This window comes from Phaeobacter sp. JH20_34 (genome assembly GCF_048056095.1).
Lineage (GTDB): Bacteria > Pseudomonadota > Alphaproteobacteria > Rhodobacterales > Rhodobacteraceae > Phaeobacter > Phaeobacter bryozoorum.
Genome location: NZ_JAYMWT010000021.1, coordinates 395,008 through 420,748, shown reverse-complemented (window position 1 = coordinate 420,748; position 25,741 = coordinate 395,008). Strand labels below are relative to the sequence as shown.

General features: G+C 63.1%; 23 protein-coding genes, 1 tRNA gene and 1 riboswitch. Of the genes, 10 read left to right on the top strand and 14 right to left on the bottom strand.

Annotated features, from left to right (window positions below):
- Window positions 1–2: 2 nt before the first annotated feature.
- Complete coding sequence (argE, locus tag VWZ81_RS16610) at window positions 3–1,157, top strand: acetylornithine deacetylase (protein ID WP_416543136.1); 1,155 nt, start codon at window positions 3–5, stop codon at window positions 1,155–1,157.
- A 27-nt stretch (window positions 1,158–1,184) separates the two neighbouring features.
- On the opposite strand, the gene VWZ81_RS16605 is transcribed toward argE, so the two are convergent.
- On the bottom strand, window positions 1,185–2,516 hold the full coding sequence (locus VWZ81_RS16605) for a GH1 family beta-glucosidase (RefSeq protein WP_416543135.1): 1,332 nt from the start codon (window positions 2,514–2,516) through the stop codon (window positions 1,185–1,187).
- 39 nt (window positions 2,517–2,555) lie between these two features.
- Window positions 2,556–3,584, bottom strand: a complete 1,029-nt coding sequence (locus VWZ81_RS16600) for a substrate-binding domain-containing protein (RefSeq protein WP_340544854.1) — start codon at window positions 3,582–3,584, stop codon at window positions 2,556–2,558.
- Window positions 3,585–3,831: 247 nt separating this feature from the next.
- Here VWZ81_RS16600 and VWZ81_RS16595 point away from each other — a divergent pair, with 247 nt between their 5' ends.
- From VWZ81_RS16595 to VWZ81_RS16575, 5 genes are all read left to right on the top strand, one after another.
- Window positions 3,832–5,184, top strand: a complete 1,353-nt coding sequence (locus VWZ81_RS16595; protein ID WP_340544856.1) for an ABC transporter substrate-binding protein — start codon at window positions 3,832–3,834, stop codon at window positions 5,182–5,184.
- Between the two features lie 140 nt (window positions 5,185–5,324).
- Complete coding sequence (locus tag VWZ81_RS16590; protein WP_260102984.1) at window positions 5,325–6,332, top strand: carbohydrate ABC transporter permease; 1,008 nt, start codon at window positions 5,325–5,327, stop codon at window positions 6,330–6,332.
- A gap of 13 nt (window positions 6,333–6,345) precedes the next feature.
- Window positions 6,346–7,494 (top strand): carbohydrate ABC transporter permease, encoded by a 1,149-nt coding sequence (locus tag VWZ81_RS16585; protein ID WP_416543134.1) that lies wholly within the window; start codon window positions 6,346–6,348, stop codon window positions 7,492–7,494.
- Window positions 7,495–7,559: 65 nt separating this feature from the next.
- On the top strand, window positions 7,560–9,218 hold the full coding sequence (locus VWZ81_RS16580) for an alpha-amylase family glycosyl hydrolase (protein WP_416543133.1): 1,659 nt from the start codon (window positions 7,560–7,562) through the stop codon (window positions 9,216–9,218).
- Window positions 9,219–9,249: 31 nt separating this feature from the next.
- Entirely contained in the window at window positions 9,250–10,341 is a 1,092-nt protein-coding gene (locus VWZ81_RS16575) for an ABC transporter ATP-binding protein (protein ID WP_416543132.1), read from the top strand.
- A gap of 22 nt (window positions 10,342–10,363) precedes the next feature.
- Here VWZ81_RS16575 and VWZ81_RS16570 read toward each other — a convergent pair whose 3' ends face one another.
- The 3 genes from VWZ81_RS16570 to VWZ81_RS16560 are packed head-to-tail and all read right to left on the bottom strand — an operon-like array spanning window position 10,364 to window position 13,490.
- Window positions 10,364–11,443: an ABC transporter substrate-binding protein gene (locus tag VWZ81_RS16570; protein WP_416543131.1), complete on the bottom strand. Its 1,080-nt coding sequence runs from the start codon at window positions 11,441–11,443 to the stop codon at window positions 10,364–10,366.
- A complete protein-coding gene (locus VWZ81_RS16565; protein WP_416534755.1) occupies window positions 11,413–12,828 on the bottom strand; it encodes a sensor histidine kinase N-terminal domain-containing protein in 1,416 nt (471 codons plus the stop codon). Before VWZ81_RS16565 ends, VWZ81_RS16570 begins: the two co-directional genes overlap by 31 nt.
- Window positions 12,825–13,490, bottom strand: a complete 666-nt coding sequence (locus VWZ81_RS16560; protein WP_260090142.1) for a response regulator transcription factor — start codon at window positions 13,488–13,490, stop codon at window positions 12,825–12,827. The genes VWZ81_RS16565 and VWZ81_RS16560 overlap by 4 nt, the downstream gene beginning before the upstream one ends.
- Window positions 13,491–13,621: 131 nt before the next feature.
- Here VWZ81_RS16560 and VWZ81_RS16555 point away from each other — a divergent pair, with 131 nt between their 5' ends.
- From VWZ81_RS16555 to VWZ81_RS16545, 3 genes are all read left to right on the top strand, one after another.
- On the top strand, window positions 13,622–14,599 hold the full coding sequence (locus VWZ81_RS16555) for a Bug family tripartite tricarboxylate transporter substrate binding protein (RefSeq protein ID WP_260090143.1): 978 nt from the start codon (window positions 13,622–13,624) through the stop codon (window positions 14,597–14,599).
- Between the two features lie 148 nt (window positions 14,600–14,747).
- A complete protein-coding gene (locus VWZ81_RS16550; protein WP_416543130.1) occupies window positions 14,748–15,242 on the top strand; it encodes a tripartite tricarboxylate transporter TctB family protein in 495 nt (164 codons plus the stop codon).
- 1 nt (window position 15,243) lies between these two features.
- Entirely contained in the window at window positions 15,244–16,761 is a 1,518-nt protein-coding gene (locus VWZ81_RS16545; protein ID WP_340544868.1) for a tripartite tricarboxylate transporter permease, read from the top strand.
- Between the two features lie 58 nt (window positions 16,762–16,819).
- Here VWZ81_RS16545 and VWZ81_RS16540 read toward each other — a convergent pair whose 3' ends face one another.
- The 7 genes from VWZ81_RS16540 to VWZ81_RS16510 are packed head-to-tail and all read right to left on the bottom strand — an operon-like array spanning window position 16,820 to window position 23,458.
- Window positions 16,820–17,752: an AEC family transporter gene (locus VWZ81_RS16540; protein WP_340544869.1), complete on the bottom strand. Its 933-nt coding sequence runs from the start codon at window positions 17,750–17,752 to the stop codon at window positions 16,820–16,822.
- Between the two features lie 51 nt (window positions 17,753–17,803).
- Window positions 17,804–18,601 carry an MBL fold metallo-hydrolase gene (locus VWZ81_RS16535; RefSeq protein WP_416543129.1) on the bottom strand — a complete coding sequence of 266 codons (798 nt, stop codon included), beginning with the start codon at window positions 18,599–18,601 and terminating at the stop codon, window positions 17,804–17,806.
- A complete protein-coding gene (locus tag VWZ81_RS16530; RefSeq protein WP_416543128.1) occupies window positions 18,601–19,422 on the bottom strand; it encodes a TatD family hydrolase in 822 nt (273 codons plus the stop codon). The genes VWZ81_RS16535 and VWZ81_RS16530 overlap by 1 nt, the downstream gene beginning before the upstream one ends.
- Window positions 19,423–19,466: 44 nt before the next feature.
- Window positions 19,467–20,588, bottom strand: coding sequence for a DNA polymerase III subunit delta' (locus VWZ81_RS16525; protein ID WP_416543127.1), 1,122 nt, complete (start codon window positions 20,586–20,588; stop codon window positions 19,467–19,469).
- On the bottom strand, window positions 20,585–21,289 hold the full coding sequence (tmk, locus tag VWZ81_RS16520) for a dTMP kinase (protein ID WP_416543126.1): 705 nt from the start codon (window positions 21,287–21,289) through the stop codon (window positions 20,585–20,587). Before tmk ends, VWZ81_RS16525 begins: the two co-directional genes overlap by 4 nt.
- Complete coding sequence (locus VWZ81_RS16515) at window positions 21,286–22,476, bottom strand: D-alanyl-D-alanine carboxypeptidase family protein (protein WP_340544874.1); 1,191 nt, start codon at window positions 22,474–22,476, stop codon at window positions 21,286–21,288. Before VWZ81_RS16515 ends, tmk begins: the two co-directional genes overlap by 4 nt.
- A gap of 52 nt (window positions 22,477–22,528) precedes the next feature.
- Entirely contained in the window at window positions 22,529–23,458 is a 930-nt protein-coding gene (locus VWZ81_RS16510; protein ID WP_416543125.1) for an SPOR domain-containing protein, read from the bottom strand.
- 333 nt (window positions 23,459–23,791) lie between these two features.
- On the opposite strand from VWZ81_RS16510, the gene VWZ81_RS16505 reads away from it, so the two are divergent.
- A tRNA-Ser gene (locus VWZ81_RS16505) sits at window positions 23,792–23,881 on the top strand.
- A 75-nt stretch (window positions 23,882–23,956) separates the two neighbouring features.
- Here VWZ81_RS16505 and cobF read toward each other — a convergent pair.
- Together cobF and VWZ81_RS16495 are read right to left on the bottom strand one after the other, a co-directional pair.
- Window positions 23,957–24,724 (bottom strand): precorrin-6A synthase (deacetylating), encoded by a 768-nt coding sequence (cobF, locus tag VWZ81_RS16500; RefSeq protein WP_416543124.1) that lies wholly within the window; start codon window positions 24,722–24,724, stop codon window positions 23,957–23,959.
- A gap of 69 nt (window positions 24,725–24,793) precedes the next feature.
- Entirely contained in the window at window positions 24,794–25,471 is a 678-nt protein-coding gene (locus VWZ81_RS16495; protein ID WP_416543123.1) for an energy-coupling factor ABC transporter permease, read from the bottom strand.
- A gap of 27 nt (window positions 25,472–25,498) precedes the next feature.
- Window positions 25,499–25,715: riboswitch (cobalamin riboswitch) on the bottom strand.
- Window positions 25,716–25,741 lie beyond the last annotated feature (26 nt).

Below are 25,741 nucleotides of genomic sequence, written 5' to 3'. Positions count from 1 at the left end.
CGGTGATTGATGAGACCAGCCGGATCCTGTCGGATCTCATTGCCTTTCCAACGGTCTCGGCTGACAGCAATCTGGAGATGATTGCCTATCTTGCCAACCGGCTTGAGGACTGCGGCGCCAGTGTTGATGTGCTGTTTGATGCCAGCGGTCAGAAGGCAAATCTCTTCGCCACGCTTGGCCCGGAGGCCGATGGCGGGATCGTGCTGTCAGGCCATAGCGATGTGGTGCCGGTGACCGATCAGGACTGGAGCAGTGACCCCTTCACGATGGTGGAGCGCGACGGGCGGCTCTACGGACGCGGCACCTGCGACATGAAAGGTTTCATCGCGGCGACCCTCGCCATAGCGCCGCAGTTCGCCGGGCAGATCGGCAAGCGTCCCCTGCATTTCGCCTTTACCTACGACGAGGAGGTGGGCTGCGTCGGTGCCGGTCATCTGGTTCAGACGCTGCGCGACCGCGAGATCAGGCCACGACTGGCCCTGATCGGTGAACCGACAAGTATGCGCATCATTGAGGGCCATAAGGGCTGCCACGAATACACCACACGTTTTCAGGGACTTGAGGGTCACGGGTCGGATCCGTCACGAGGGGTCAATGCGGTGGAATACGCGGTGCGCTATGTCAGCCGCCTGCTCGATCTGCGCCTGGATTTGCAGCAGCGTACCCCGCCGGACAGTCGATTTGATCCGCCCTGGACCACGCTGAACATCGGTGCGCTCAACGGTGGCAGCGCGCATAATGTCATCGCATCAAAGGCGCAGGTCGATTGGGAGATGCGTCCGGTCCAGCAGGCCGACGCCGACCATGTGAAGGACACGATGGCACGCTATTGCCACGATGTTCTGCTGCCTGCCATGCGCGCGGTCTACCCCGAGGCCAGCATCGACACCGAGGTGGTGGGAGAGGTGGCAGGGCTGGTCCCCACCACGCGGAATGAGGCCCGCGACATCATGGCGGAGCTGCTGGGCAGCAAGAGCGCGGAACTGGTGCCCTTCGGCACCGAGGCGGGCTTGTTTCAGGCGCTGGGTATGGATGTGGTCGTCTGCGGGCCAGGGTCCATCGCGCAGGCGCATAAGGCGGATGAATACCTCGCCATTGATCAGCTCGGGCAATGCCTCAGCGTGCTGGACCAGCTGGCAGCGCGGCTGGCGGACTGACGCCAGCCCGCGATCGAAGCACCGGCATCACGGCGGGGGTGCCAACGCCGATTGCAGCGCGCGGTATGATGCCTTGGGGGTGCGGGTCAGCGTGTCGAAATCCACATGTATCAGCCCGAACCGTTTCTCATACCCCAGCGCCCATTCGTAATTGTCCAGAAGCGACCACAGGAAATAGCCCTGCACCGGCACGCCATCTGCAATGGCACGGCGCACCGCGTCCAGATGGTCATCGACAAAGGCAATCCGGGCGTCGTCCGGCACGGTGCCATCTGTCACCATATCCGCGTTGGCCATGCCGTTTTCGGTCACGATCAGCGGCAGATCGCCTGTATAGTCGCGCGCCGTCCGGGTCAGAAAATCATAAAGCCCCTGCGGATAGATCTCCCATCCCATCTGGGTCTTGGGCAGCGGGCCATCGACCTCGGCGTAATGGGGCCAGGCGCCGCTGCCCGGCGCAATCAGCTTGCGGGTATAGTAGTTGAGGCCGCACCAGTCGACGGGGGCTGAGATGGTGGCAAAATCATCCTGCCAGCCGTGCGGCAGATGCGGTTCCAGCCCTTCCAGAGCCAGATCCGGGTAGCGCCCCTGAAAGGCACCGCCAAGGAAAAAGCCATTGTAGATCGCATCATAGCGCGCAGCGGCCTGCCGGGCGGCCTCGCTGTTGTCGGCGGGGGCTGCCCATTCCAGATTGAACACGGCGCCAAGGTTCTCCATGCCAAGGCCGCGCATCGTTTCGATGGCGGTGCCATGGGCTACCATCACATGGTGCATCGCCCGCGCCGTTGCCCGGATATCACGCAGGCCGGGCGCATGATGGCCAAGGAAATGCGACAGCCAGCCTACGCACCATGGTTCATTGATCGGCGCCGCGGAATACATCCGGTCGCCAATGCGGCCCATGATGACCGCGGTAAAGTCGCCAAACCATTTGGCGATATCGGCGTTGCGCCAGCCTCCCATATCGGCCAGCGCCTGAGGCAATTCCCAGTGGTAGAGCGTCACGCAGGGTTTCAGCCCCCGCTCCAGCATCGCATCCGTCAGCCGGTCGTAGAAATCCAGCCCGTCGGGGTTGGGTGTGCCACGCCCCTCGGGCAGAACCCGCGCCCAGCTGGTGGAGAACCGGTAGCAGTCAAACCCGGCAGCCGCCGCCAGATCCAGATCCTCAGCGTAGCGGTGGTAATGATCGCAGGCGCGCTGGCCGTGCTCGGCTCGCACTACATTGCCGGGGGTGGCGGCGAAACTGTCCCAATGGGTCGCCCCGGCGCCGCCAAACCCGTGTCCTTCGATCTGATAGGCCGAGGTTGCCGCGCCAAAGAGAAAACCCTCGGGGAAGTCCTGGCGGCTGTTGCGTAACATGGCGGCTCTCCTGATTGGATGGTGCGGGCAGCGGTGAGTCTAGCGCGACGGCGCAGGCCCGGTGGAGCGGCCAACCGTCAGCTGCGCTTCCAGCAGGCGTGTCAAAGGGGCGTCACCCGGATCGCGGATCTGCGCCAGCAGCAGGTCGGCCAGCTGTCGGCCGGCCTCCTGCACAGAAGAAAGCGTCGCGGTGAATTGCGGCAGCTCATCGCCATTGCGCAGATAGGAGAGATCATCGTCATGGGTGATCACCGAAATATCGCGCCCCATCTGGCGCCCCGAATCCTCGATTGCGCGGCGCACACCCATCGCCGGGATGATCGACGACACCAGATAGGCGGTGGGCGGATCGGCCATGGCCTGAGTGTGTACGACGGTGCGGTGACCGTAGCTCTCGGTCATTTCCTCGGCAAACATCAGCGCGGGATCCAGGGGGATGCCCGCTGCGGTCAGCGCGCATTCGTAGCCTGCGCGACGGCGCCATGCGAAATCCATGCTCTCCAGACCATTGACCAGACAGATCCGCCGATGCCCGAGATCGAGCAGGAATTGTGTCGCCCGTTCAAAGGCGCTTTTGTTGTTCACATCCAGCCAGCTGTACGGCCCCTCCAGATCGGAGGCCCGGCCATGCACCGCAAAAGGCAGGCCAATATCGCGCAACAGTGCAATCCGCGGGTCCGACATGCGCGGCGCATGCAGCACGATGCCATCGACGTTCCGCTTCGCCGCCATCTCGCGATAGGCCTTTTCCTGTTTGCTGTCCTCGACCAGCGACAGCACCATGTCATAGCCGGCCTTGGCGTAGCTCTCGCCCGCTCCGGCGATGAAATCGCCAAAGATCGGGTTCACCATCTCATGCTGCGATGACAGCGGAATCACATGGCCGATGGCCATTGCCCGCCCGGTTGCCAGCGCCTTGGCGCGGGTGTTGGGGCGGTAGTTGTGCTGCTCCGCCGCCGCCGCAACCCGCCTGCGGGTGGCTTCGCTTACTTCGGGAAACCCATTCAACGCACGGCTGACCGTTGTCTGTGACAGGTTCAGATGGGCGGCCAGTTCCTTCAGATTCATACGGAAAGTCTCCAAAGCGCTTTGATATTTCGGGCGCATATCGCAACGCAGTGCTCATGCTCAGGTAGTTATGGCAGGGGTGAGGTGAGGCTGGCAAGGGTCGTTTAAATTAAGAGATAAGAGGTGTTTCTTGGTAATTTGTTGACAGCGCCGCGCGAATCTAGAAGTGTAGCGAAATCCAAAGCGCTTTGGATAACCGGATCAAACAGGATCTGGCAGGGCGTTGTGATTATCGGGAGGAAATATCATGAAACGCAGGCTTACTGCCGCTGCGGGCGTGTTGGCATTGACAGCCGGACTTGCGCAGGCCGACGGGGCGCTGACCTTTCCGGTCGGTGAGGGAGAGTTCAACTGGGACAGCTTCGAGGCGCTAAAGGCGACCGATCTTGCCGGTGAACAGGTCACCGTCTTCGGACCCTGGCTTGGCCCCGATCAGGCACTGGTCGAGAAAGTGCTGGCCTATTTTGCCGAGGCTACCGGCGCCGATGTGCGTTACACCGGCTCCGACAGTTTCGAACAGCAGATCGTCGTGGACGCCGAGGCCGGCTCCGCGCCCAACATCGCCGTCTTCCCACAGCCGGGACTGGTGGCGGACATGGCGCGACGCGGCTTTATCTCGCCTCTGGGCAGCGACACCGCCGACTGGGTGCGTGAAAACTACGCCGCTGGCGACTCCTGGGTCGATCTCAGCACCTTCAAGGGCCCGGATGGCAACGAGGATCTCTTTGGCCTGTTCTACAAGGTCGATGTGAAATCCCTTGTCTGGTACGTGCCTGAGACCTTTGAGGATTTCGGCTACGACGTGCCGCAGTCGATGGAAGAGCTGAAGGCGCTGACCGATCAGATGGTCGAGGATGGCAATACGCCCTGGTGCATTGGTCTGGGGTCCGGTGGCGCCACGGGCTGGCCTGCCACCGACTGGGTCGAGGATATGATGCTGCGCACCCAGGACCCGTCCGTCTATGACCAGTGGGTCAGCAACGAAATCCCATTCACCGATCCCCGCGTCATCGGTGCGATTGAGGAATTTGGGCATTTCGCCCGCAATGACGCCTATGTTTCGGGCGGGGCAGGGGCGGTGGCCTCCACAGATTTCCGCGACAGCCCCAAGGGCCTTTTCGCCAGCCCGCCGCAATGTCTGATGCACCGTCAGGCGTCCTTCATCCCGGCCTTCTTCCCCGAAGGCACCGAAGTGGGGCTGGATGCGGATTTCTTCTACTTCCCGGCCTATGAGGAAAAGGATCTGGGCAGCCCGGTTCTGGGGGCAGGCACCCTGTGGTCGATCACCAACGACAGCAAGGGCGCGCGCGCCTTGATGGAATTCCTGAAATCCCCCATCGGACATGAGGTCTGGATGGCGCAACAGGGCTTCCTGACCCCGCACAAGGGCGTCAACACCGACCTTTATGCCACTGATACCCTGAAAAAGATGGGCGATATCCTGTTGTCCGCAGACACCTTCCGCTTTGACGCATCGGATCTGATGCCCGGCGCGGTTGGCGCGGGTTCCTTCTGGACAGGCATGGTCGGCTACGCTGGCGGCACCCCGGCAGAAGAGGTCGCGGCCGAGATCCAGTCCTCCTGGGATGCTTTGAAATAAGTCACAGGTGCGGGCTGCCTCTATCAGGTCGGCCCGCACAATTTGCAGTTTTCCCATCGAAGATCCGCGCCGATCTGCCCGCCTGCGTTGCTGCCGGGGGCTGATCTGCCCACTCCACCCCACCGCGAAGGGAGTTTCCCATGCACCCAGCCATTCAGGGCCTGCTCACAATCGCCTTTGGCGTCGGAGGGTGTGTCGGCTATTTCTACTTCTCCAATCTGGTGCTGGACCGGGTGATCTTTCCGGCACGCGGTGCGCATATCGCCCGCAATATCCGCCGCGCCAATATGATCCGACCCTGGCTGTTCCTGTTGCCCGCCTTGCTGGCGCTGGGGCTTTATCTGGCCTATCCGGTGGTCGAGACGCTGCGCCTTTCTGTCAGCGAACGCCTGCCTGGTGGCGGATCTGAATTCGTCGGCCTTGCCAACTACCAGCAGATGCTGGCCGAGGCGAAATTCTGGGAAGCGCTCAAGAACAATTTCCTGTGGCTTCTCGTGGTGCCTGCCGCCTCGACCGCCTTCGGCCTGCTGGCCGCACAGCTGACGGACCGGTTGGCCTGGGGCAATATTGCGAAGTCACTGATCTTCATGCCGATGGCGATCTCCTTTGTCGGGGCTGCGGTGATCTGGAAACTGGTCTATGACGCCCGCCCCGAGGGCACCGAGCAGATCGGCGTTCTGAACGCGCTCTACATCTATTTCGGCGGCGACGGGCCGATGCAGTGGCTGACCATCCCGTTCTGGAACAACTTCTTCCTGATGATGGTGCTGATCTGGATCCAGACCGGTTTTGCCATGGTGATCCTCTCCGCCGCCCTGCGCGGCATCCCCGAAGAAACCGTTGAAGCCGCCATCGTGGATGGGGCCGGACCGTTTCAGATCTTCTTCAAGATCAAGGTGCCGCAGATCATGGACACGATCGTCGTCGTCTGGACCACCATCACCATCGTTGTGCTCAAGGTCTTTGACATCGTCTTTGCCATGACCAACGGCCAGTGGGAGACGCAGGTTCTGGCCAATTACATGTACGACAAACTGTTCCGCGCCAATGACTGGGGCGTCGGCTCCGCCAGCGCCATGGTCATCATGCTTCTGGTCCTGCCGATCCTGGTCTGGAACGTCTACAACGCCCGCCGCGAAATGCGCTGAGGAGAAGACCGCCATGACAATGATTGCCGGACAAAAACCTGCGCTGACCTGGGCCTTACGCCTTTCTGTGGTGCTGCTCGTAGGGCTGTGGCTGTTCCCGACGCTGGGCCTCTTGGTGTCCTCCTTCCGCACCGCCGATCAGATCGCGACCAGCGGCTGGTGGCGCGCGATGTTCCCCAGTGAACAGAACCTGACCCTGCGCATTGACCCGCCCAGCGAACAGCTGCGACAGGGAGATCTCTTTGTGATTGAGGGCCGCCTCTTTGCCGAAGACACCAGCAGCGAGATTTCCGCCTGGGGCACCTCGGCGCGCGAGCCTGCCGCCTATCAACCCGGTGAAACGGCCGAGCTGCGCCGTGGCGGCACCCTGTCGGTTGCGGCAGATGGCGCCTACCGGTTGGAAAGCACCGAGGAAATCAGCGGCAAACGCGGCCCCCGGGTGTTTGTCACCGCAACCGTGCCGCCGGAATTCACGCTGGAGAACTATGAAACAGTGCTCATCTCCGGCAATTCAACCGACAATATGACCAAGGCATTTTTCAACACGCTGACCGTCACCATTCCGGCAACCATCATCCCGATCCTTGTTGCCGCCTTCGCGGCCTATGCGCTGGCGTGGATGGAATTTCCGGGCCGCGCCCTGCTGGTGGCGGCCATCGTTGGCCTGCTGGTGGTGCCATTGCAACTGGCGCTGATCCCGCTGCTGAAATTCCACAATGAGATCGGCATCGGCAAAGGCTACATCGGCGTCTGGATGGCCCACACCGGCTTTGGCCTGCCGCTCGCGATCTACCTTTTGCGCAACTACATGGTCGGCATTCCACGCGATATCATCGAAAATGCCCGTGTCGATGGCGCGACCGATTTCATGATCTTCACCCGCATCATCCTGCCGCTGTCCTTTCCGGCGCTGGCCTCATTTGCAATCTTCCAGTTCCTGTGGACCTGGAACGACCTTCTGGTGGCCATGGTGTTCCTGATCGACGCCACCGGGGAAACCACCGTGATGACCAAGCAGATCGTTGAGCTGCTGGGCACCCGTGGCGGCAATTGGGAGATCCTCGCAACCTCCGCCTTTGTCTCGATTGCGGTGCCGCTCGGTGTCTTCTTTGCCATGCAGAAATACCTCGTCCGTGGCCTCCTTGCAGGCTCGGTCAAGTGACGTGATCCGCAGGCCGGATCACACCGGTCCTGCCTCTTACTCTACAGACTATGGAAACAGCTGATATGAACGCTCAAGCTCAACTCGACCCGGCACAGGTTCTCGCCGCTGACCCCGATTGGTGGCGCGGTGCTGTGATCTATCAGATTTACCCGCGCAGCTATCAGGACAGCAACGGCGATGGCATCGGTGACCTCAGAGGCATCACCCAGCGCCTGCCGCATATTGCTTCGCTTGGGGTGGATGCGATCTGGATCTCGCCATTCTTCACCTCCCCGATGAAGGATTTCGGCTATGACGTCTCTGACTATTGCGACGTCGATCCGATGTTCGGCAGCCTGTCCGACTTTGACCAGCTGGTCGCGACGGCGCACGGCCTGGGCCTGCGGGTGATGATTGATCTTGTGCTGTCGCATACCTCTGACCAGCACCCGTGGTTCGGCGAAAGCCGCCAGAGCCGCGACAATGCCCGCGCTGACTGGTACGTCTGGGCCGACCCGCAGCCCGATGGCACGCCGCCGAACAACTGGCTGTCGATCTTTGGCGGCTCTGCCTGGCAATGGGATCCCCGGCGGGAGCAGTATTACCTGCACAACTTCCTTGTCTCGCAGCCGGATCTGAATTTTCACTGCCCCGCCGTGCAGGACGCGCTGTTGGATGTGACCCGCTTCTGGCTGGAGCGCGGCGTTGATGGCTTCCGTCTGGATACCATCAACTTCTATTTCCACGACGCTGAGCTGCGGTCGAACCCGGCCCTGCCGCCAGAGCAGCGCAATGCCACCATCGCGCCTTCGGTAAACCCCTATAATCACCAGGAACATCTCTACTCCAAGAACCAGCCGGAAAACCTGGCCTTCCTTGGCCGGTTCCGCGCGCTTCTGGATGAATACCCGGCCAAGGCGGCCGTGGGCGAGGTGGGCGACGCGCAGCGCGGTCTTGAGATCATGGGCAGCTACACGGCAGGCAACAGCGGCGTTCACATGTGCTACGCCTTTGAACTCCTGGCCAAGGATGTGTTGACCGCCTCCCGGCTGGCCGAAGTCTTTGCCGAGGTGGACCGCGTTGCCGCCAGCGGCTGGGCCTGCTGGGCGTTTTCCAACCACGATGTGATCCGCCACAGCAGCCGCTGGGATCTCAGCCCGGAGGCGCAGCGCCTGTTCACCACCATGATGATGTGCCTGCGCGGCACCACCTGCATCTATCAGGGCGAGGAGCTTGGCCTGCCAGAGGCAGACATCGCCTTTGAAGATCTGCAGGACCCCTATGGCATTGAGTTCTGGCCCGAATTCAAGGGCCGCGACGGCTGCCGTACGCCAATGGTCTGGGAACCGTCAAACAGCGCAGGCGGCTTCAGCGAAGGCAAGCCATGGCTGCCCGTCTCGCCCGAGCATCTCAGCCTGAGCGTCGACAGTCAGGAAGCCGACCCGCAGGCCATGCTGCACCACTACCGCCGCGCCATCGCCCTGCGCAAGGCACATCCGGCGCTCGCGGTGGGCACTCATGATCAGCTGCGGGCAGAGGGCAATGTCGCCTTCTTCACCCGTCAAGACCGCGACGAGGTGATCTTCTGCGCTTTCAATCTGGGGGACACCCCGGCAGAGATCACCCTGCCGGAGGGCACATGGCGCAGGCCCGACACCGACATCGCCCTGGCCGACCTGCCGCAAAGCGGCGCCCGTGTCGCGCTGGCACCGTGGCAGGCCTGCCTTGCGGTGCGGGTCTGACAGAAACGACGAGCAGGGGAGGGACCAGTAGATGGCAAACCTGAAATTGACCAATGTCGCCAAGACCTACGGGGGCGGCGTCGAGGTCCTGAGAGATATCAATCTCGATATCAAACAGGGGGAGTTGATCGTCTTTGTCGGCCCCTCTGGCTGCGGCAAATCCACCCTGCTGCGGATGATCGCGGGGCTGGAGCGGATCAGCGGCGGCACGCTGGAAATCGACGATGCGGTGATGAATGATATCCCGCCCGCCCAGCGGGGCATCGCGATGGTGTTTCAATCCTATGCGCTCTATCCGCATATGACCGTCCGCGACAACATGGCCTTTGCGCTGAAAATCGCCAAGAAAAGCAAGCCTGAGATCGACGCCGCCATCGACCGCGCCGCCAAGATCCTGCAGCTGGAGCCTTATCTCGACCGCCTGCCCAAGGCGCTGTCGGGCGGGCAGCGCCAGCGGGTCGCCATCGGTCGCTCCATCGTGCGTGATCCGAAGGTCTATCTCTTTGACGAGCCACTCTCAAATCTGGACGCGGCCCTGCGGGTCGCCACAAGGATCGAAATCGCCCAGCTGAAAGAGGCGATGCCGGACAGCACCATGATCTATGTGACCCATGATCAGGTGGAGGCGATGACGCTGGCCAGCCGCATTGTGGTTCTGGCCGACAAAGGCATCGCACAGGTCGGCACCCCGCTCGAGCTGTACCAGCGACCGGAGAATGAATTTGTCGCCCAGTTCATCGGCTCGCCCGCAATGAACCTCATTCCCGGCACTGTGATCGCCACTGGCCCACGCACCACCGTGCGGCTCAACAGCGGCGAAGAGGTCATCGCCGATATCCCCACCACCGACACCGATCAGGGGCTCGCGGTGAATGTCGGCGTCCGGCCCGAGGATCTGGTCGAAACCGGCACAGGCGGCGCGCTGATCGACAGCCGCGTCGATATTGTGGAGGCTCTGGGTGAGGTTACGGTGCTCTACATCGCCGCAGGCGAGGGCAAGGATCCCCTGATTGCGAAACTCCCCGGCATTCACAAGGGGTTGCGCGGCTCCTCTGTGCGGCTCTACGCCGACCCGGCCAAGCTGCATCTGTTCCACAACGGCCAGTCGCTGCTCTATCGTTGAGCGGTGCGGGCGGCAGGCGGGCTTATTTCTGCAACACGGTGCTGCGCCATTCTTCGATAAAACGCGCCCGTTTCAGCCGGTCCAGAAACACCAGCAGCCCCGGTCCCATCTGGATCGGGCGCAGCGCCGCCTCGGGACTGGCGGCCCCGGTTGGATACCTTGGGAACGGATAGGCCGGATCGCGGCTGCTTCCCCAGGCCGCGCGCAGCAGATGGTCGATAAAGGCGCCGGCCAGATCCGGCCGCTCAGCCCCCTTCAGCACCACGGCGGTGCGCAGCATCATGTTGGTGTAATCCTGCGGATCCACGATTTCGATCCGATCCGCCAGATCATCCCGCGCGCGGGCGTAGCTGCCCAGCACGTTATAGGCAATCGCCAGATCTCCCCGCGCGACCGCCTCGATCATCTCGCCGGAACAGCAATAGAGCCGCAGGTCAAGACTGCCGAAAATCTCCATCATCCGCCAGAAACTCTCTGAGGTGCGCAGATCCTGCGTCGCAAACAGATAGCCAAGGCCGCTGGTTTCGACATCATAGGTGCCGATGCGGCCCCGGAACCGGTTGGGGTATCGCCGTAAGAGCGACATCAGCGCCTGCCGGCTGCGCGGCATCTCCAGCCCCTCAAAGGCCGCCGGAGACAGCACAATCGACGCAGGCTCCTGCGAGAAGGCAAAGACATGGTCGCGCCAGTTGCCCCAGACCGGCAGCTGCGCCGTCGTGGTGGAGCGATGCGCCAGCGTATAGCCGTCATTGGCCAGTTTGGTCTGCAAATCCAGCGCCGAGGAAACGGCCAGATCAAACGGCGCGTTCTCCTCCACGACCGCCCGCATCAGCTCGGCACTGCTGACAGCGACATAGTCCACCACCACGGTCGGTCGCGTCCGCAGGAAGCTATCGACAAGCGGCGCCAGCAGATCGGTGTCTGTGGTTGACAGAACCCGCAGCAGATCCGGTGCCGCCTCGGCTGCGGCAGGCCCAAAGCGACGGCGATCTTCGATCTCAAACGCCTGCGCTGCGATCCCCAGCTGAACAAGCGCCAGTAGCGCCAGACACAGACCCCGCACCGGGCGGCTCACGATAGCGGAAAATACAAGGATACGCATGATCCCTCCCGTCTTGGGGCCGCCGCTGGCGGGCCGGTGGTGGCGTCGCTGGGGGCAATGCTCAGCCGTCCGCCATGGGCCTCAACCACCTCGCGCGCGATGGTAAGGCCAAGACCGGAGCCGATGGTGCCTTCGGCGTTTGTGCCACGGGCAAACCGCGCGGTCAGCGCGTCGGTGTCGCCATCCGGAAACCCACCGGCCTCATCGATGATGCTCAGCCGCAGCGCCTGTCCCTCCCGGCGCAGGATCACCTGCACATCGCTTTCGCCCGGCGCATATTTGATTGCATTGTCCAAGAGGTTGCGCACCGCGTTCTGGATCAGGATCGGATCACCCGACAGGGCCGGTGTCTGCGGCAGGTCGCAATGCAGCGCGATGTCCTTCAGCTCGGCAATCGGACGAAGCCGGTTCAGAAGCTCCCGGCAGAGCGCCCCCAGATCCACCTCTTCGCGCAAGAGGCTATCGGTACGAAAGGTCACCATCGCATGATCCAGCAGCTGACCCGCCGCGCGCGAGCTTTCGTCAATTGCGCGGATCATCTCGCGCAGCGAGGCGCGGTTTTCGTCCCGCTCAACCCGGCGCAGCGTGATCTCCGCCTGCGTGCGCACAGTGGCCAGCGGCGTGCGCACCCGGTGCGCGGCCTCGGCGATGAAATCCTCCGACCGAGACAGCGAAATCCGCAGCCGGTCGATAAACCGGTTGAGCGAGGACACCAGCGGGATCATCTCCGAGGGCACGGGCCTGCGCACCGGGCGCAGATCCTTGGGCCCGCGCCGCGACACCGCCCCGGCAAGTTCGGCCAGCGGCCGCACACTGGATTGCGCCGCCCAGATCGCGAGGACTGCGGCAATGACAAAGAAACCGACCCCCAGCTGCAAGGCGCGGCGTGTCAGCTGCGCCAGCTGCGCCGATTGCCCCTCGCGGGTCTGCGCCACCGAAATAATCAGGTCGGATGCCTGCCCGCCCAGCGAAACCCGCCGCGCCAGCGTCACCATCCGAATGCTGTCGCCCTTGTAGCTCAGCGTTTGAAACCGGGGCGCCCCCTGTCGTGGCAACGGGTCGGGTCGGGGCAGGTCGTCGTAACCGGTCAGCACCAGCTGATCCTGCGCGACGCGATAAAATACCCGGTCATTGCTGACGTTGCCCAGCATCGACAGCGCCGCATAGGGGATATCCACTGTCACATCGCCCGAGCGGACCGAAACGGAATCCATGATCGAGGTGGCCGAGGCCTGTAGAATGCTGTCATGGGTCTGCTGCGACACATCGCGGGTGAAGACCAGCACGATAAAGAACAAGAGCGACGCCAGAAAGGCCGCACTCCCCACCAGTTGCAGCGTGAGACGCCGCCGGATCGACCCACTGGTGCGGATGGCCTCGCTCATGCAAGCGACATCCGGTAGCCAAGGCCGCGCACCGTGGTGATCTCCACCTCAGATCCGGCCAGATGCTTGCGCAGCCGCGCCACATAGACCTCGATCGCATTTTCCGAAACGTCCTCCTCATAGGAGAACAACCGGTCCACCAGTTTCGACTTGGAAAAGATACGGTCCGGCGCGTTGATGAAAATCTCCAGCAGCCGCAGCTCCTTGTTGCGCAGCGATACGGTTCTGCCGCCCACCGTCAGGGTTCCCGCAAGCGGATCAAAGATCAGCGCACCGAATCGTTTCTGGTTGGAACTGCCGCCACCATGGCGCCGCAGCACCGCCCGGCAGCGCGCCTCCAGCTCGGAAAAGTCAAAGGGTTTGGTGATGTAGTCATCCGCCCCCAGATCCAGCACACCAACCCTGTCCGACACCTCGGACCGTGCCGTCAGCACAATCACCGGCGTTGTGCCCTGACGGTTGCGATGGGATTTCAAGAAGCTGCGGCCATCCCCGTCTGGCAACATAATATCCAGTAAAATCAAATCGTAATCCGCGGTCGCCGCATAGTCATCCGCCACCGCAAGATCGGGGGCGTGATCCACCACATGGCCATCCATCCGCAGCCGGTCCTCGACGGCGGCCGCAAGGCTAAGATTGTCTTCAACCAGCAAGAAGCGCATGGGAGTCCATTCATCCAGGTGGCCGGGCAGGTGGCGGCAGCATCGGGTGTGACAGGTTTGTGTCAGCTTAACGTGTTCCCTTCCAGTCATGAGCGGCCAAGCCGCCATTTGTCAAATGGGAGGACAAACAGATGAAAACGACTTTGACCCGGCGCGCCCTGATGGCGGTGACCGCTGCGACACTGGCCTTTGCGGCGCCGGTTTCTGCGGATGAAATGGTGGACAGCATCCACTTTCTGATCCCCGGCGGCGCAGGCGGCGGCTGGGACGGCACCGCGCGCGGCACCGGCGAGGCGCTGACCAAGGCGGGGCTTGTGGGCAATGCCTCCTACGAGAACATGTCCGGCGGCGGCGGTGGCAAGGCGATCGGCTATCTGATCGAAAACGCCGAGAGCAACCACGGCACCCTGATGGTGAACTCCACCCCGATTGTGATCCGCTCGCTGACCGGTGTCTTCCCGCATAACTTCCGTGACCTCACCATGGTCGCAGGCACCATTGGCGATTACGCGGCCATCGTGGTGGGCAAGGACAGCCCGATCAACTCCATGTCCGATCTGATCGCCGCCTATCAGGCCGATCCGCGCAAGACCGCCATCGGCGGTGGCTCGGTACCCGGTGGCATGGACCATCTGGTTGCCGCAATGGTGATGAAGGCCGCAGGCGAAGAGCCGACGGCGGTGAAATACATCCCCTATGATGCAGGCGGGGTTGCCATGGCGGCGCTGCTGTCCGGTGAAATCGCAGCACTCTCCACCGGTTTCTCCGAGGCGATTGATCTGGCCAACGCAGGCGAGGTGAAAATCATCGGCGTCACCGCCGAGGACCGCGTGCCGGCCTATGCAGACGCCCCCACGATGAAAGAACAGGGGATCGACGCAACCTTCGTCAACTGGCGCGGTTTCTTTGGCGCCCCCGGCCTTCCGCAGGAAAAGGTCGACGCCTATCGCGCGGCCCTGGCCAAGATGTATGACACCCCCGAATGGGAAGAGGTCCGCGCCCGCAACGGGTGGGTCAACATCCACAACAGCGGCGATGATTTCGTCAGCTTCCTGGAAGGTCAGGAAGAAGTCATCAAGAGCCTGATGCAGGAACTCGGCTTCCTCTAAGTCTGGCAGAGCAGACAGGCGTCCGGTCCGAGAGGTGTCGGGCGCCCGCCTCTGACGACAGAAACCGGCGGCGCAGATCTTCGGGAGGAGCCGCGCTGCCTCTCAGGTTTCATTCTGAACATATCTCACCAAAGGGGGGGAGAGCCTCATGGCGCTCGACCGATGGATCGCGCTGGTCATCCTCATGATCAGCCTCGCCTATGGCTACACGGCCTTTTTCACCATGGACGAAGGGCTGCCGCCGTTCATGAAATTCAATGCCATCTGGCCCAGCACCTTCCCCAAGGGGTTGTCGGTTCTGGCGGTGATCTGTGCTTTGATCATCCTGCTGTCGCCGCAGAAAGCCGATGCAGGCCCAAAGACGGGTGACATCGACTACCGCCGCCTGCTGGATTACAAGCTGGGGCAGGCCGTTGCACTGCTGGCGATGATGGCGATCTATGCACTGGCGCTGCGCCCGGTTGGGTTCCTGATCGCAACCGTCGGCTTTCTGGTGATCAGCGCCATGATCCTGGGCGAACGCAAGCTGCATATGCTGATCCCCATCGCCGTCCTTGCGGCAGGCGTGGTCTGGTATCTCGTGCAGGGGGTGCTGGGCATCTACCTGCGCCCGCTTCCGCTCTTCCTTGGCAATGGAGTCTGATATGCTGGACGGTATTCTGATCGGCCTCGGCACCGCCTTTTCCCTCAGCAACCTGCTGATGGTCATCGGTGGCTGCCTCATCGGCACCTTTATCGGCATGTTGCCGGGTCTCGGCCCGATGAGCATCATTTCCATCATGATCCCGGTGGCGATTTCCATCGGCGATCCTTCGGCGGCACTGATCCTGCTGGCCGGGGTCTATTATGGCGCCATCTTTGGCGGCTCCACTTCGTCAATCCTGATCAACGCACCGGGCGTGGCCTCGACAGTGGCAACGTCCTTCGATGGTTACCCGCTGGCGCGGCAGGGCAAGGCCGGCAAGGCGCTGACCGTGGCCGCGATCTCCTCCTTCTGCGGCGGCACCATTGGTGCCGTCCTGCTGATGATTTTCGCGCCGGCACTGGCCAGCGTCGCGCTGCTGTTCCACTCCGCCGAATACTTCGCCTTGATGGTGGTGGGGCTGTCGGCCATCGCCGCCTTTGCGGGGACCGGCCAGGTGGTGAAGGCGCTGCTGATGACGGTGCTTGGCCTGATCATGGCCACCGTGGGCGAGGGCGCGCTGTTCAACATGCCCCGCTTTACCATGGGCATCATGGATCTTCAGTCTGGCTTCGGTTTCATCACGCTGGCGATGGCGATGTTCGCCCTGCCGGAGGCGCTTTATCTGGTGCTTGATCCCAGCCGCTCTGCCAGCGAAGGCGGCAGCAGCGAGATCAAGGATCTGCGCATCACCAGAGCGGAGGCCAAGTCCATCGCGCCGGTGATTGGCCGTCAGTCGATCCAGGGCTTTCTGATCGGCGTCCTGCCGGGGGCCGGGGCCACCATCGCTTCCTTCCTGGGCTACGCGGTGGAGCGCAATATCGCGCCTAAGGACGAACAGAAAGAGTTCGGCAAAGGCTCGATCAAAGGCCTCGCCGCGCCCGAAAGCGCCAATAACGCGGCCTGCACCGGCTCCTTTGTGCCACTGCTGACGCTGGGCATTCCCGGCTCCGGCACCACTGCGATCCTGTTGGGGGCGCTGATTGCGCTTAATGTTTCGCCCGGTCCGCGCCTGATGGTGGATGAACCGGAGATCTTCTGGGCCGTGATCATCTCGATGTATGTCGGCAATCTGGTCCTGCTGATCCTCAATCTGCCGCTGATCCCCTATATCGCCAAGGTGCTGGCGGTCCCGCGCAACTACCTGATCCCCTTCATCTTCTTCTTTACGCTGATGGGGGCCTATATCGGGCAGAACAATGCGACAGAGTTGCTGATCCTTGTGGGTCTGGGGATCTGTGCCACGGTGCTGCGCTTTGCCGACTATCCGCTTGCGCCCTTGCTGATCGGCTTCATCCTGGGGTCGATGCTGGAGGATAATTTCTCCCGCTCGATGCAGCTCTATGATGGGCTGGGCTTCCTGATGGAACGCCCGATGACCATCGGCCTGCTGGGGCTGGCAGCCATTCTGGTGATCCTGCCCAGCTACCGCGCCCGCCGCGCGCGGCTGCGTCAGGCCGGGGTGGCGGACGGCGACTGACGGGCGCCATGGAAACAGACCATCGGGGGCGCTGCGGCGCCCCTGTTTGTTTGCCCCCTCAGCCCAGGATCAGCAGCCACAGCCAGACTGTCAGGATACAGCTGCCGGTCGCAATCAGCACCGAGGAGGCCGCCACCCGTTTCGCGCGCCCATACATATTGGCAAAGATATAGGCGTTGAACCCCGGCGCCATGGCCGCGTTCAGCACGCCGGAGCGGAACAGATCCGGCTGCACCTTCAGCGCCGTGCCCATGCTCCAGACAATTGCCGGATGCACCATCAATGAGATCGCGCAGACAAAGCCTATGGCGCGCAGATCGCCCTCTGGCCGGTATTGCACCAGCACACCCCCCAGTGCAAACAGCGCCGCAGGCAGGGCGGCGCGAATGACCAGCGACAGCGCCTCATCCACCGCCTGCGGGATCCACAGGCCCGAGAGATTGACGACAAACCCCAGGGCGATGCCCAGGATCAGCACATTCTTGAACATCGCGCTCAGCACGGCCTTCACCGTCTTGCTGCTGCCAGCGCCCCGGCTGCGCACGATCTCCATCACCGTGATCCCCAGCCCGTAGCAAAACGGTGAGTGAAAGGCGATGATCGCATAGTTGCCGGTCAGATTGTCGGCACCATAGGCCCGTTCCGTGATCGGCAGCCCCAGCAGGACTGAATTGGAGAACAGGCAGCAAAACCCGATGGCCACGCAATCTTCCCAGTCGCGTTTGAAAATCAGCCGCGCGCCCGCCATGCCCAGACAGAAACAGGCCGCGGCGCCGGTGTAGAAACTGATCAGCAGGCGCGGATCGAAACTCGCCGACAGATCCAGCGTCGCAATGGCGCGGAACAACAGGCAGGGGATGGCAAAGCTCTGGGTGAATTTCATCAGCCCATCGACATGACTGGCCTGAAAATACCCCCGCCGAGTGGCGATATACCCCGCACCGATGACCAGAAATACCGGCAGGATGACATCAATCAGGCTCTGAAACATGACGTGCCTTCCTATCGGCGGGAGAGGGGTCTGCCCACCGGCGGACGCGGATCAGATCGGGTATTCGATCACCATCCCGTCATAGGCCGGGTCGATGTGATCGGGGGTCTCTGCGGCGACCTCGGCATAATCGAGATCAATGTGCATATTGGTCAGCACCGCGCGTTTTGGCGCCATCCGGTCGATCCACTCCAGCGCCTCGTCCAGCGACAGATGGGTGGGATGTGGCTTGCGGCGCAGCGCATCCAGAATCCAGCAGTCCAGATCCTGCAATTCCACCAGCGCGCTGTCGGGGATCTTGGCCACATCTGGCAGATAGGCCAGATCGCCAATGCGGAACCCCAGCGCATCCATGGAGCCGTGGTTGACCTCAAACGGGCGCAGGGTGATATCGCCACCGGGGCCAGAGATGGTCAGCGGTCCATCAATGCTGCGCAGGTCCAGAATGGGCGGGTAGGGAGAGCCTTCAGGCTGCACAAAGGCATAGCCGAACCGCGACAGCAGCGCGTTCTGCGTTTCACCATCGGCATAGACCGGAATGCGGTCGCGCATGTTGAAGACGATCATGCGCAGATCGTCAATGCCATGCACATGGTCGGCATGGGAATGGGTGTAGACCACCCCGTCCAGCCGCCCGATACCACTGTCCAGCAACTGGCTGCGCATATCCGGGGAGGTGTCGATCAGCACCGTTGTGGTGCCCTCCTGCCCCTCACGCTCCACCAGCAGCGAACAGCGCCGCCGGGTGTTGCGCGGATTGGTCGGGTCGCAGGCGCCCCAATGCCCGCCAAGACGCGGCACCCCACCGGAGGAGCCGCAGCCCAGAATGGTAAAGCGCAGCACGCCCATCAGGCGGCGGCCTCATATTGGGCGGCTTTCCAGAACAGCCGGTCGAAATTTGCCTGCGTCTGCGCGGCAAAATCGGCGTAGTCCACACCAAACACCTCGGCACCCACGCGGGCGGTATGGGCGGTATAGGCCGGCTCATTGCGTTTGCCGCGATAGGGGGGCGGCGCCAGATAGGGCGCGTCGGTTTCCACCAGAATACGCTCCAGCGGGGCGGCGGCAAAAATATCGCGCAGCTCCTGGCTCTTGGGGAAGGCGGCGATGCCCGACATCGACAGGTAGAACCCCAGATCCAGCGCCGCCCGTGCCAGTTCGGGCGAGGAGGAGAAACAGTGCATGACGCAGCTATAGGCGCCCTTGGCCATCTCATCGCGCAGGATCATCGCCATATCATCATCCGCCGCGCGGGCATGGATGATCAGCGGCAGGCCGGTTTCCCGCGCTGCCGTGATATGGGTCCTGAGCGAGGTCTTCTGCACCTCAGCACTCTCAGCGGTATAGTGATAGTCCAGCCCGGTCTCGCCGATGCCGACAAACTTGGGATGCTGGGCCAGCGTCACCAGCTCATCAACCGACACCAGAGGCTCATCCGCGGCGCTCATCGGGTGGGTGCCGGCGGCATAGAACACCGGCGCATGCGCTTCGGCGATGGCGCGCACGGTGGGTTCATTGCGCAGCTTGGTGCAGATAGTGACCATCCGGGTGACACCGGCCTCTGCCGCGCGCGTGATCAGCGCGTCCAGCTCGCCCTCGAAATCGGGGAAATCCAGATGGCAATGGCTGTCCGTGATGGACGGGGGCATGGGGGAAAGGCTCTCGGTCATCTGTGCTCTCTGTCGCGTCCTGCGGGGCGGTCCGGTCGCCCGGATCAGCGCGCCGCAGTGTCCTGCATCTTGAAAACCGTATCTAGAACAAGTGCTGCGGGGTCAAGGTTCACCGCCTGACCGTGGCGCATCCGGGCTGTCACCTGCGCTGCCAGATCCGCCCAGGCCCGCGCCTTCTGCGGTGTTGATGAAAGCCGCGACAGCACCGCGGCCTCCTGCGGGGCGGCCTCCGGCTGCGGCGCCATTCCGGTGGCCCCGGTGCGCGCCAGCCGCGCCAGCGCGGTGTCGATCAGCGTCAGCAGCAGCTCGAATTTGTCGGCCGCACCGCGCGCTGCGGCCTGTTCCGCCAGCGCCATGGCGCGCTGCCGATCCAGCCGGGGCATACTGTCCAGCAGCCGCACCACATCGCTATAGGCCTGTAGGCCGCCAAGGTTCAGCAGCCGCAGCGCCGCCCCGACAGAGCCATTGGCCAATGCGGCCAGATGATCGGCCTGACCGGGCAGCTCGGCCCCCGCCTGATTGAGCGCGGCCTGCATATCCTCAGGCCCCAGCGGCGACAGCCGCAGCAGGCGACAGCGCGACCGGATCGTCGGCAACAGCCGCGAGGGCTGATGCGACACCAGCAAGAGCGTCGTGCGGGCAGGCGGCTCCTCCAGCATCTTCAGCAGCGCGTTGGCGGCGCTGGTGTTCATCTCGTCGGCGGCATCGACAATCACCACCCGGCGCCCGCCGTCAGTTGCCGACAGGCCAAAGAACTTGTTCAGTGCGCGGATGTCATCGACCACGATCTGATCGCGCAGCTTTCCCTTGTCGTTGATGCTGCGGGTGATCGAGGCCAGCCCCGGCTCCGCCAGCGCCTGAATACGGTGCTTCACCGGGTGGTCCGCGCCAATCTCCAGCGAGGTGGCAGGCGGCGGCGCGCCAAACAGACCGGCATCCTCCGCCGGGGGCTGCGCCAGCAGAAAGGCCGCGATCCGCCAGGCCAGCGTCGCCTTGCCCACACCCTGCGGTCCGGTCACGAGCCAGCCGTGATGCAGCCGGTCCGAATTGAAGGCGGTCAGGAAATCCTGCTCTGCCTGATCCTGTCCGAACAGCTGAACCGTCTCGCGCGGGTGCGGCGCGCCAACGGTCTGATCCGCGCGCAGGGGGGCGTCATCCTTGCTCATCTCGCCGCGCCATTCTCTGCGGCGGCTGAGGTCACGCCGGGCAGCGACGGGGTGACGGTCGCCAGCACATCCTCGGCCACCAGCTCAATCGGGCGGTCCCCGTCAATGACGCGAAACCGGTCGGCAAACTCCTCCGCCAGCGCCAGAAACCCTGCGCGCATCTGCTGTTGCAGATCCAGACCGAAATCCTCGAACCGCTCCTCGCTGCCCTGACGCCCCTTGGCGCGGGCCAGCCCCTTGGCCGGGTCCATGTCGATCAGCACGGTCAGATCCGGTTCCTGCCCGATCATCAGCGCGTGCAGCTGGTCGACGCTGGCGCGCAGATCGCCGCGCGACAGCCCCTGATACATCCGGGTGCTATCGGCAAAGCGGTCGCAGACCACGACCTTGCCTGCCGCCAGCGCAGGCAGGATCCGCCGTTCCATATGGTCGCGCCGTGCCGCCGTGAACAACAGCAGCTCGGTCTCCGCAGACCAGCGGTCAGGATCCCCCTCCAGCACCAGACGGCGGATTTCCTCGGCACCATCGGAGCCTCCCGGCTCACGGGTCAGCACCACCTCATGGCCACGCGCCTCCAGCGCCTTGGCCAGCAGCCGGCATTGTGTCGATTTGCCGGACCCGTCGATGCCCTCAAAGGTCACGAACAGGCCGGGGTAAGCAGAGGCACCGCCGGAGCCAGCGGCAGGTTTGGTTGCTGTCACTGGCTGACCTCGGGACCGCTGAGGAAGCGTTTCACCAGCACCTGGGCTGCGGTTTTCACCCGCACCGGAAAGCCGCCGGTCGGAATGTCCTTCTCCGCCACCAGCGGCAGGCGCACCTCGGGCAGCTCATCCGGTTGCAGCACCAGCTCGGCCAGTTTCTGGCCCTTTTCGATGGGGGCATCAATCGGCCCGGTATAGACCACCTCGCCGGTGATTTCGCGGCCCGCAAGCGCAGGCAACAACACATTCAGATCCTCGGCAGGCACCAGCCCTACGGTTGTCTCTGCCCCGCGCCAGACCTCGGCTTCTGCGACCGGAACACCCGCTTTAGCCACCGTTTTTTTGGCAAATTGGCGAAACGACCAGTTAACGATGGCCTCGGCCTCCTCTGCGCGGGCGGTGGTGCTGTCCAGACCGGTGATCACAAAAATCACCCGTCGGTCACCCTGTGCCGCGGAGCCCACCAGCCCATACCCCGCCTCGGATGTGTGACCGGTCTTCAGACCATCCGCGCCAATGCCCAGACCCAGCAGCGGGTTGCGGTTGCGCACATTGGAGGGCGCGCGGCCATCAAATTCAAACTCCCGCTCGGCAAACAGCGGATAATACTGGGGGAAATCCTCGATCAGCTTTTCCGCCAGAATCGCCAGATCCTGCACCGACATACGGTGCCCGGCGGCGGGCCAGCCGTTGGAATTGGCAAAGGTGGAATTCTCCATCCCCATTTCCTGCGCCCGCTTGGTCATGTAGCGGGCAAACCCCGCCTCGGTGCCATCCGGGCTCAGCGCTTCGGCCAGCACCACACAGGCATCATTGCCTGACAGCACGATGATCCCGCGCAACAGATCCTCGACCCGGACCCGGTCCTGGGTGTTGAGGAACATGGTCGAGCCCTTGTAGCTCATCGCGTGTTCACTGACCGGCAGCCGCTCATCCAGCGTCAGGCGGCCATCGCGGATCGCCTCAAACGCCACATAGAGCGTCATCAGCTTCGACATCGACGCAGGCGGCAGCGCCAGATCGGCGTTCTTGGCCAGCAGCACCGTGTCGGTCTCCTGATCCAGCACATAGGCGGCGCGGGCGCGGGTATCAAAAGCCGCCGCCGACAGCGCCGAGAGGCTGACCAGAAGGCCAGCCGCACAGGTCAGTTTCAAGGCAGAGCGAAACGGGGAGGGAAGAAAGGTCATGACAGGGTCGTCTTTCCGATTGGTCAGGTCAGGCAGCGCCGCACAGGCAGGGTCAGTTGGTGACCGCATAGGCATCGGAGAAGCCGACGTCCTTTACGCTCTTCAGCAGCTGACTGCGTTCTGATTTCGATTGAGCCGGACCCACAAGCACCCTCCAGAACGGCTTGCCGTTGCTGGATTGGGCCAGGACAGAGGGCACAAGCCCGGCGTTGCGCATCTGATCGGCGGTGCGTTTGGCATTGGCCTCAACGCTGAAGATGCCGATCTGGATATAGGGTTTGCTCAGCGATGAGCTGGCCGCCGCCACCTTGGCTGTCGCAGCGGGTGCTGCGCTCACGGCGGCGGGCGCCGGGGCAATGGCGGTGGGGGCTGCGGCATCAATCGCAGCGGCTGCATCGGCAATCGGATCAAGCGGCTGGATGTCGATGTCAGCGGCATCGCTGATTGCGATATCCGCGTCATCCAGCAGCTCCGGCGCAGGTTGATCCGGGTCGGCCACAGCTTCGCGGCGCAGGGCGGTCACATTCAGCTCAACCGGCGCGCCCGCCAGCATGCCAAGCGCCTCGGCGGCATCGGAGGAGACCTGCAACCGGGGGCCGGGGATCTCCCGCTCGCGCCGGAACAGCGCGCCGATCACAAATTTGCCATTGGTCTGATTGCGGATGATCACCTGTTCGGGATCCTCGGCATCCGGATGCGCCACCCAGACCCCGCCCAGCGACGGGCGACCATCCCAGAGACCCGCTTCGGTCACCTGGAACACTTCCGGCGCCTCGACCTCGCGTTCCACCAGCCGGGTGCTGCTTGAGGGCATGACGGCGCCTGCGTCCTGCGCCTTTGGTTTCAGAAAGGCCAGCCCGGGGCCATCCTCGCAGGCACCAAGGATCATAAGCCCGGCCAATGCCGCAGCCAGCCGCGCCCCGCGACGCGGCGCACCGAGGCGTCGCGCGCTGTGTTTCCGTGTCGACATAGCGTGAACCATGTGTGCTTCCTTGCCTGTATCTGACGGCGTCCCGCGCCCGGTCTTGTGCTCAGCCATATGACCAGTCACCCACCCCGAGCCGGTTGCTCCGGCGTCAGCTGTTCCTGTACCGGTTGTTCCGGCGCCCTTATGCTGGGCGCAGCATAGCCGTCAGGCAATCGCATGGAAACCCTGCCGCCGCCCGCTCGGCAAGATTTCGAAGATCGCGGATCCGCCCGCCCTCCACATCCCCGCAGGGGGCCAACTGCGGCTGAGCACGGCGCTGCAGAAATGCCGCCCGCTGCAATTCCCTCTTGCCAGAACGGCAACCAGCGCCTAAACCCTGCGCCGACCGGGGAGGTGGCAGAGTGGTCGAATGCGGCGGTCTTGAAAACCGTTGAACGTGAGAGCGTTCCCAGGGTTCGAATCCCTGTCTCCCCGCCACTCCAGCTGCCCTAAACTCAAGCGCATGGCCACAGTCATCGCCGAGCGCGAGACCGGACATCTGCGCAGCTGTTGTCAGCTGCGCCGGAGCAGGTAGATATCCATGATCCAGCCGTGATCCGCACGCGCCTTGGCACGGGTCTCGATGATCTGATCGGTGACCTCGGCCAGCGGACCCGAGATCGAAATCTCATTCGCCATGCCGGCATAGGCCGTCCACCAGATGTCGATGCCGTCAGCCTCAAGAGACTGGAACGAACAGGCGCCATCCAGCATCACAACCACGGTATCCGCAGTGGCAGGCCAGCCGGCATCGCGCAGCTGTCGTCCGGTGGTGATGGTGAACGGGCCGTTGATCGTATTGATCGGGATCGCATGGGCCGCCGTCAGCGCCTGAATGGAGGTGATGCCGGGAATGACGCGCAGGGCAATCTCGGCCCGTGTTTTCAGCCGGTCCGCAATCCGCATCGTACTGTCATAGAGCGACGGATCCCCCCAGACCAGAAACCCGACCGCGCCGCCCTCGGGCAGGTGGCTGGTGATGGTCTGCCACCAGATCTCGGCAATGGCGTCATGCCAGTCATCCACCCGTTGGCGGTAATCCTGTGTCGCCTCATCGCGCACCGGCAGGTTGAATTCCACGATACGGGGGGCATCGCCCTGCTGTCCGCGACTGCGGATCGCCTCGGCGCAGATCGCCTGTCGCAGTCCCGCCAGATCATCTTTGCCGGCCCCTTTGTTGGGGATCAGGATCAGATCCTGCGCGTTCAGTGCCTCAACGGCCTGAAGGGTCAGATGCTGCGGGTTGCCGGTGCCAATGCCGATCAGGGTGAGGTCAATCATTGCGGGGCCTTTCAGACGAAAACACGGCCCCGAAGGCGGGGCCGTGCCGGTTCACTCATGTGCCAAGGATCAGGCGTTGTTGTAAAGACGCGGCGTGACCAGCGCGCTGCCATTGAGGCCACGCGTCGCCTTTGCCGCCGCCAGAACGGCCAGATCGGCAATCGGCTCGATCAGGATGACCAGCATATAGGCGCCGCCAAAGCTCAGCACCGAGGTCACGGTCGCGCTGCCAAATCCCTGACCGTAGAAGGCCCAGAACGCCACCCAGGCCACCACGCCGCCCTGATAGGCGGTGCTCAATGCCAGCGCCTGGCTGTATTTCAGGTCGATATAGGCGGTGCCCGGCGTGATGATGCGGCTGGCCAGCGCCTGCAGCGCAAACAGTGGCACCAAGAGCGTGGTCAGATTGATGAAGTACATCGGCAGATCAAACGGCGCAAAGAACACGCCCTGGATCAGCAGACCCATCGCCAGACCAAAGGCCGCAGGCGCGGACCCGAGGATCAGGAACAGGGTCGAGCCGAGAATGAAATGCACCTCGGAGACGCCCACCGGGAAATGCGGCAGCACTTCAAAGAACACCAGCACACCCACGGTCGCGATCATCGCGCGCATCGCGTAGGAGGCGATATTGGTCCTTTTCAGATCCACAAAGGTCTCTTTTGCAGCATAGGTCGCGGCACCGGCTGCGGTGGCATAGGACAAGCCAATTTTGGTGGCATCAACGATGCCCGGTTCGATATGCATATCTGTCTCCTCTCCGTCTCACCCGACGGGTTGATTATGTGGTATGGCCGGTCTCCTGACTCGCGGGTCGCTGCTTGCTTTCCCCCTTCCCAGCCAGTTGGCCAGTGGGTGTTGGAAAGCTGCTCGCCGCTCACAGTCGCGGGGGCGGTTGAGGCTTCGGTGCCGCAATTGGGTCCACCGTTCCTCATTCCCGTTTCAGTCCTGACGCTTCGCGCCGTTGGACACCATATGGCGCCTATCTGGCCCCTGCGCCCCGACTCGGTCAAGTTT

Coding starts and splice junctions, on each gene's coding strand:
- VWZ81_RS16595 (WP_340544856.1), top strand. CDS start 3,832: ATGAAACGCAGGCTTACTGCCGCTGCGGGCGTGTTGGCATTGACAGCC.
- VWZ81_RS16570 (WP_416543131.1), bottom strand. CDS start 11,443: ATGCGTATCCTTGTATTTTCCGCTATCGTGAGCCGCCCGGTGCGGGGT.
- cobF (WP_416543124.1), bottom strand. CDS start 24,724: ATGATTGACCTCACCCTGATCGGCATTGGCACCGGCAACCCGCAGCAT.
- VWZ81_RS16510 (WP_416543125.1), bottom strand. CDS start 23,458: ATGGTTCACGCTATGTCGACACGGAAACACAGCGCGCGACGCCTCGGT.
- VWZ81_RS16585 (WP_416543134.1), top strand. CDS start 6,346: ATGACAATGATTGCCGGACAAAAACCTGCGCTGACCTGGGCCTTACGC.
- VWZ81_RS16555 (WP_260090143.1), top strand. CDS start 13,622: ATGAAAACGACTTTGACCCGGCGCGCCCTGATGGCGGTGACCGCTGCG.
- VWZ81_RS16560 (WP_260090142.1), bottom strand. CDS start 13,490: ATGCGCTTCTTGCTGGTTGAAGACAATCTTAGCCTTGCGGCCGCCGTC.
- VWZ81_RS16525 (WP_416543127.1), bottom strand. CDS start 20,588: ATGAGCAAGGATGACGCCCCCCTGCGCGCGGATCAGACCGTTGGCGCG.
- VWZ81_RS16565 (WP_416534755.1), bottom strand. CDS start 12,828: ATGAGCGAGGCCATCCGCACCAGTGGGTCGATCCGGCGGCGTCTCACG.
- VWZ81_RS16540 (WP_340544869.1), bottom strand. CDS start 17,752: ATGTTTCAGAGCCTGATTGATGTCATCCTGCCGGTATTTCTGGTCATC.
- VWZ81_RS16605 (WP_416543135.1), bottom strand. CDS start 2,516: ATGTTACGCAACAGCCGCCAGGACTTCCCCGAGGGTTTTCTCTTTGGC.
- VWZ81_RS16530 (WP_416543128.1), bottom strand. CDS start 19,422: ATGACCGAGAGCCTTTCCCCCATGCCCCCGTCCATCACGGACAGCCAT.
- VWZ81_RS16515 (WP_340544874.1), bottom strand. CDS start 22,476: ATGACCTTTCTTCCCTCCCCGTTTCGCTCTGCCTTGAAACTGACCTGT.
- VWZ81_RS16545 (WP_340544868.1), top strand. CDS start 15,244: ATGCTGGACGGTATTCTGATCGGCCTCGGCACCGCCTTTTCCCTCAGC.
- VWZ81_RS16550 (WP_416543130.1), top strand. CDS start 14,748: ATGGCGCTCGACCGATGGATCGCGCTGGTCATCCTCATGATCAGCCTC.
- VWZ81_RS16575 (WP_416543132.1), top strand. CDS start 9,250: ATGGCAAACCTGAAATTGACCAATGTCGCCAAGACCTACGGGGGCGGC.
- VWZ81_RS16580 (WP_416543133.1), top strand. CDS start 7,560: ATGAACGCTCAAGCTCAACTCGACCCGGCACAGGTTCTCGCCGCTGAC.
- VWZ81_RS16495 (WP_416543123.1), bottom strand. CDS start 25,471: ATGCATATCGAACCGGGCATCGTTGATGCCACCAAAATTGGCTTGTCC.
- VWZ81_RS16535 (WP_416543129.1), bottom strand. CDS start 18,601: ATGGGCGTGCTGCGCTTTACCATTCTGGGCTGCGGCTCCTCCGGTGGG.
- VWZ81_RS16600 (WP_340544854.1), bottom strand. CDS start 3,584: ATGAATCTGAAGGAACTGGCCGCCCATCTGAACCTGTCACAGACAACG.
- VWZ81_RS16590 (WP_260102984.1), top strand. CDS start 5,325: ATGCACCCAGCCATTCAGGGCCTGCTCACAATCGCCTTTGGCGTCGGA.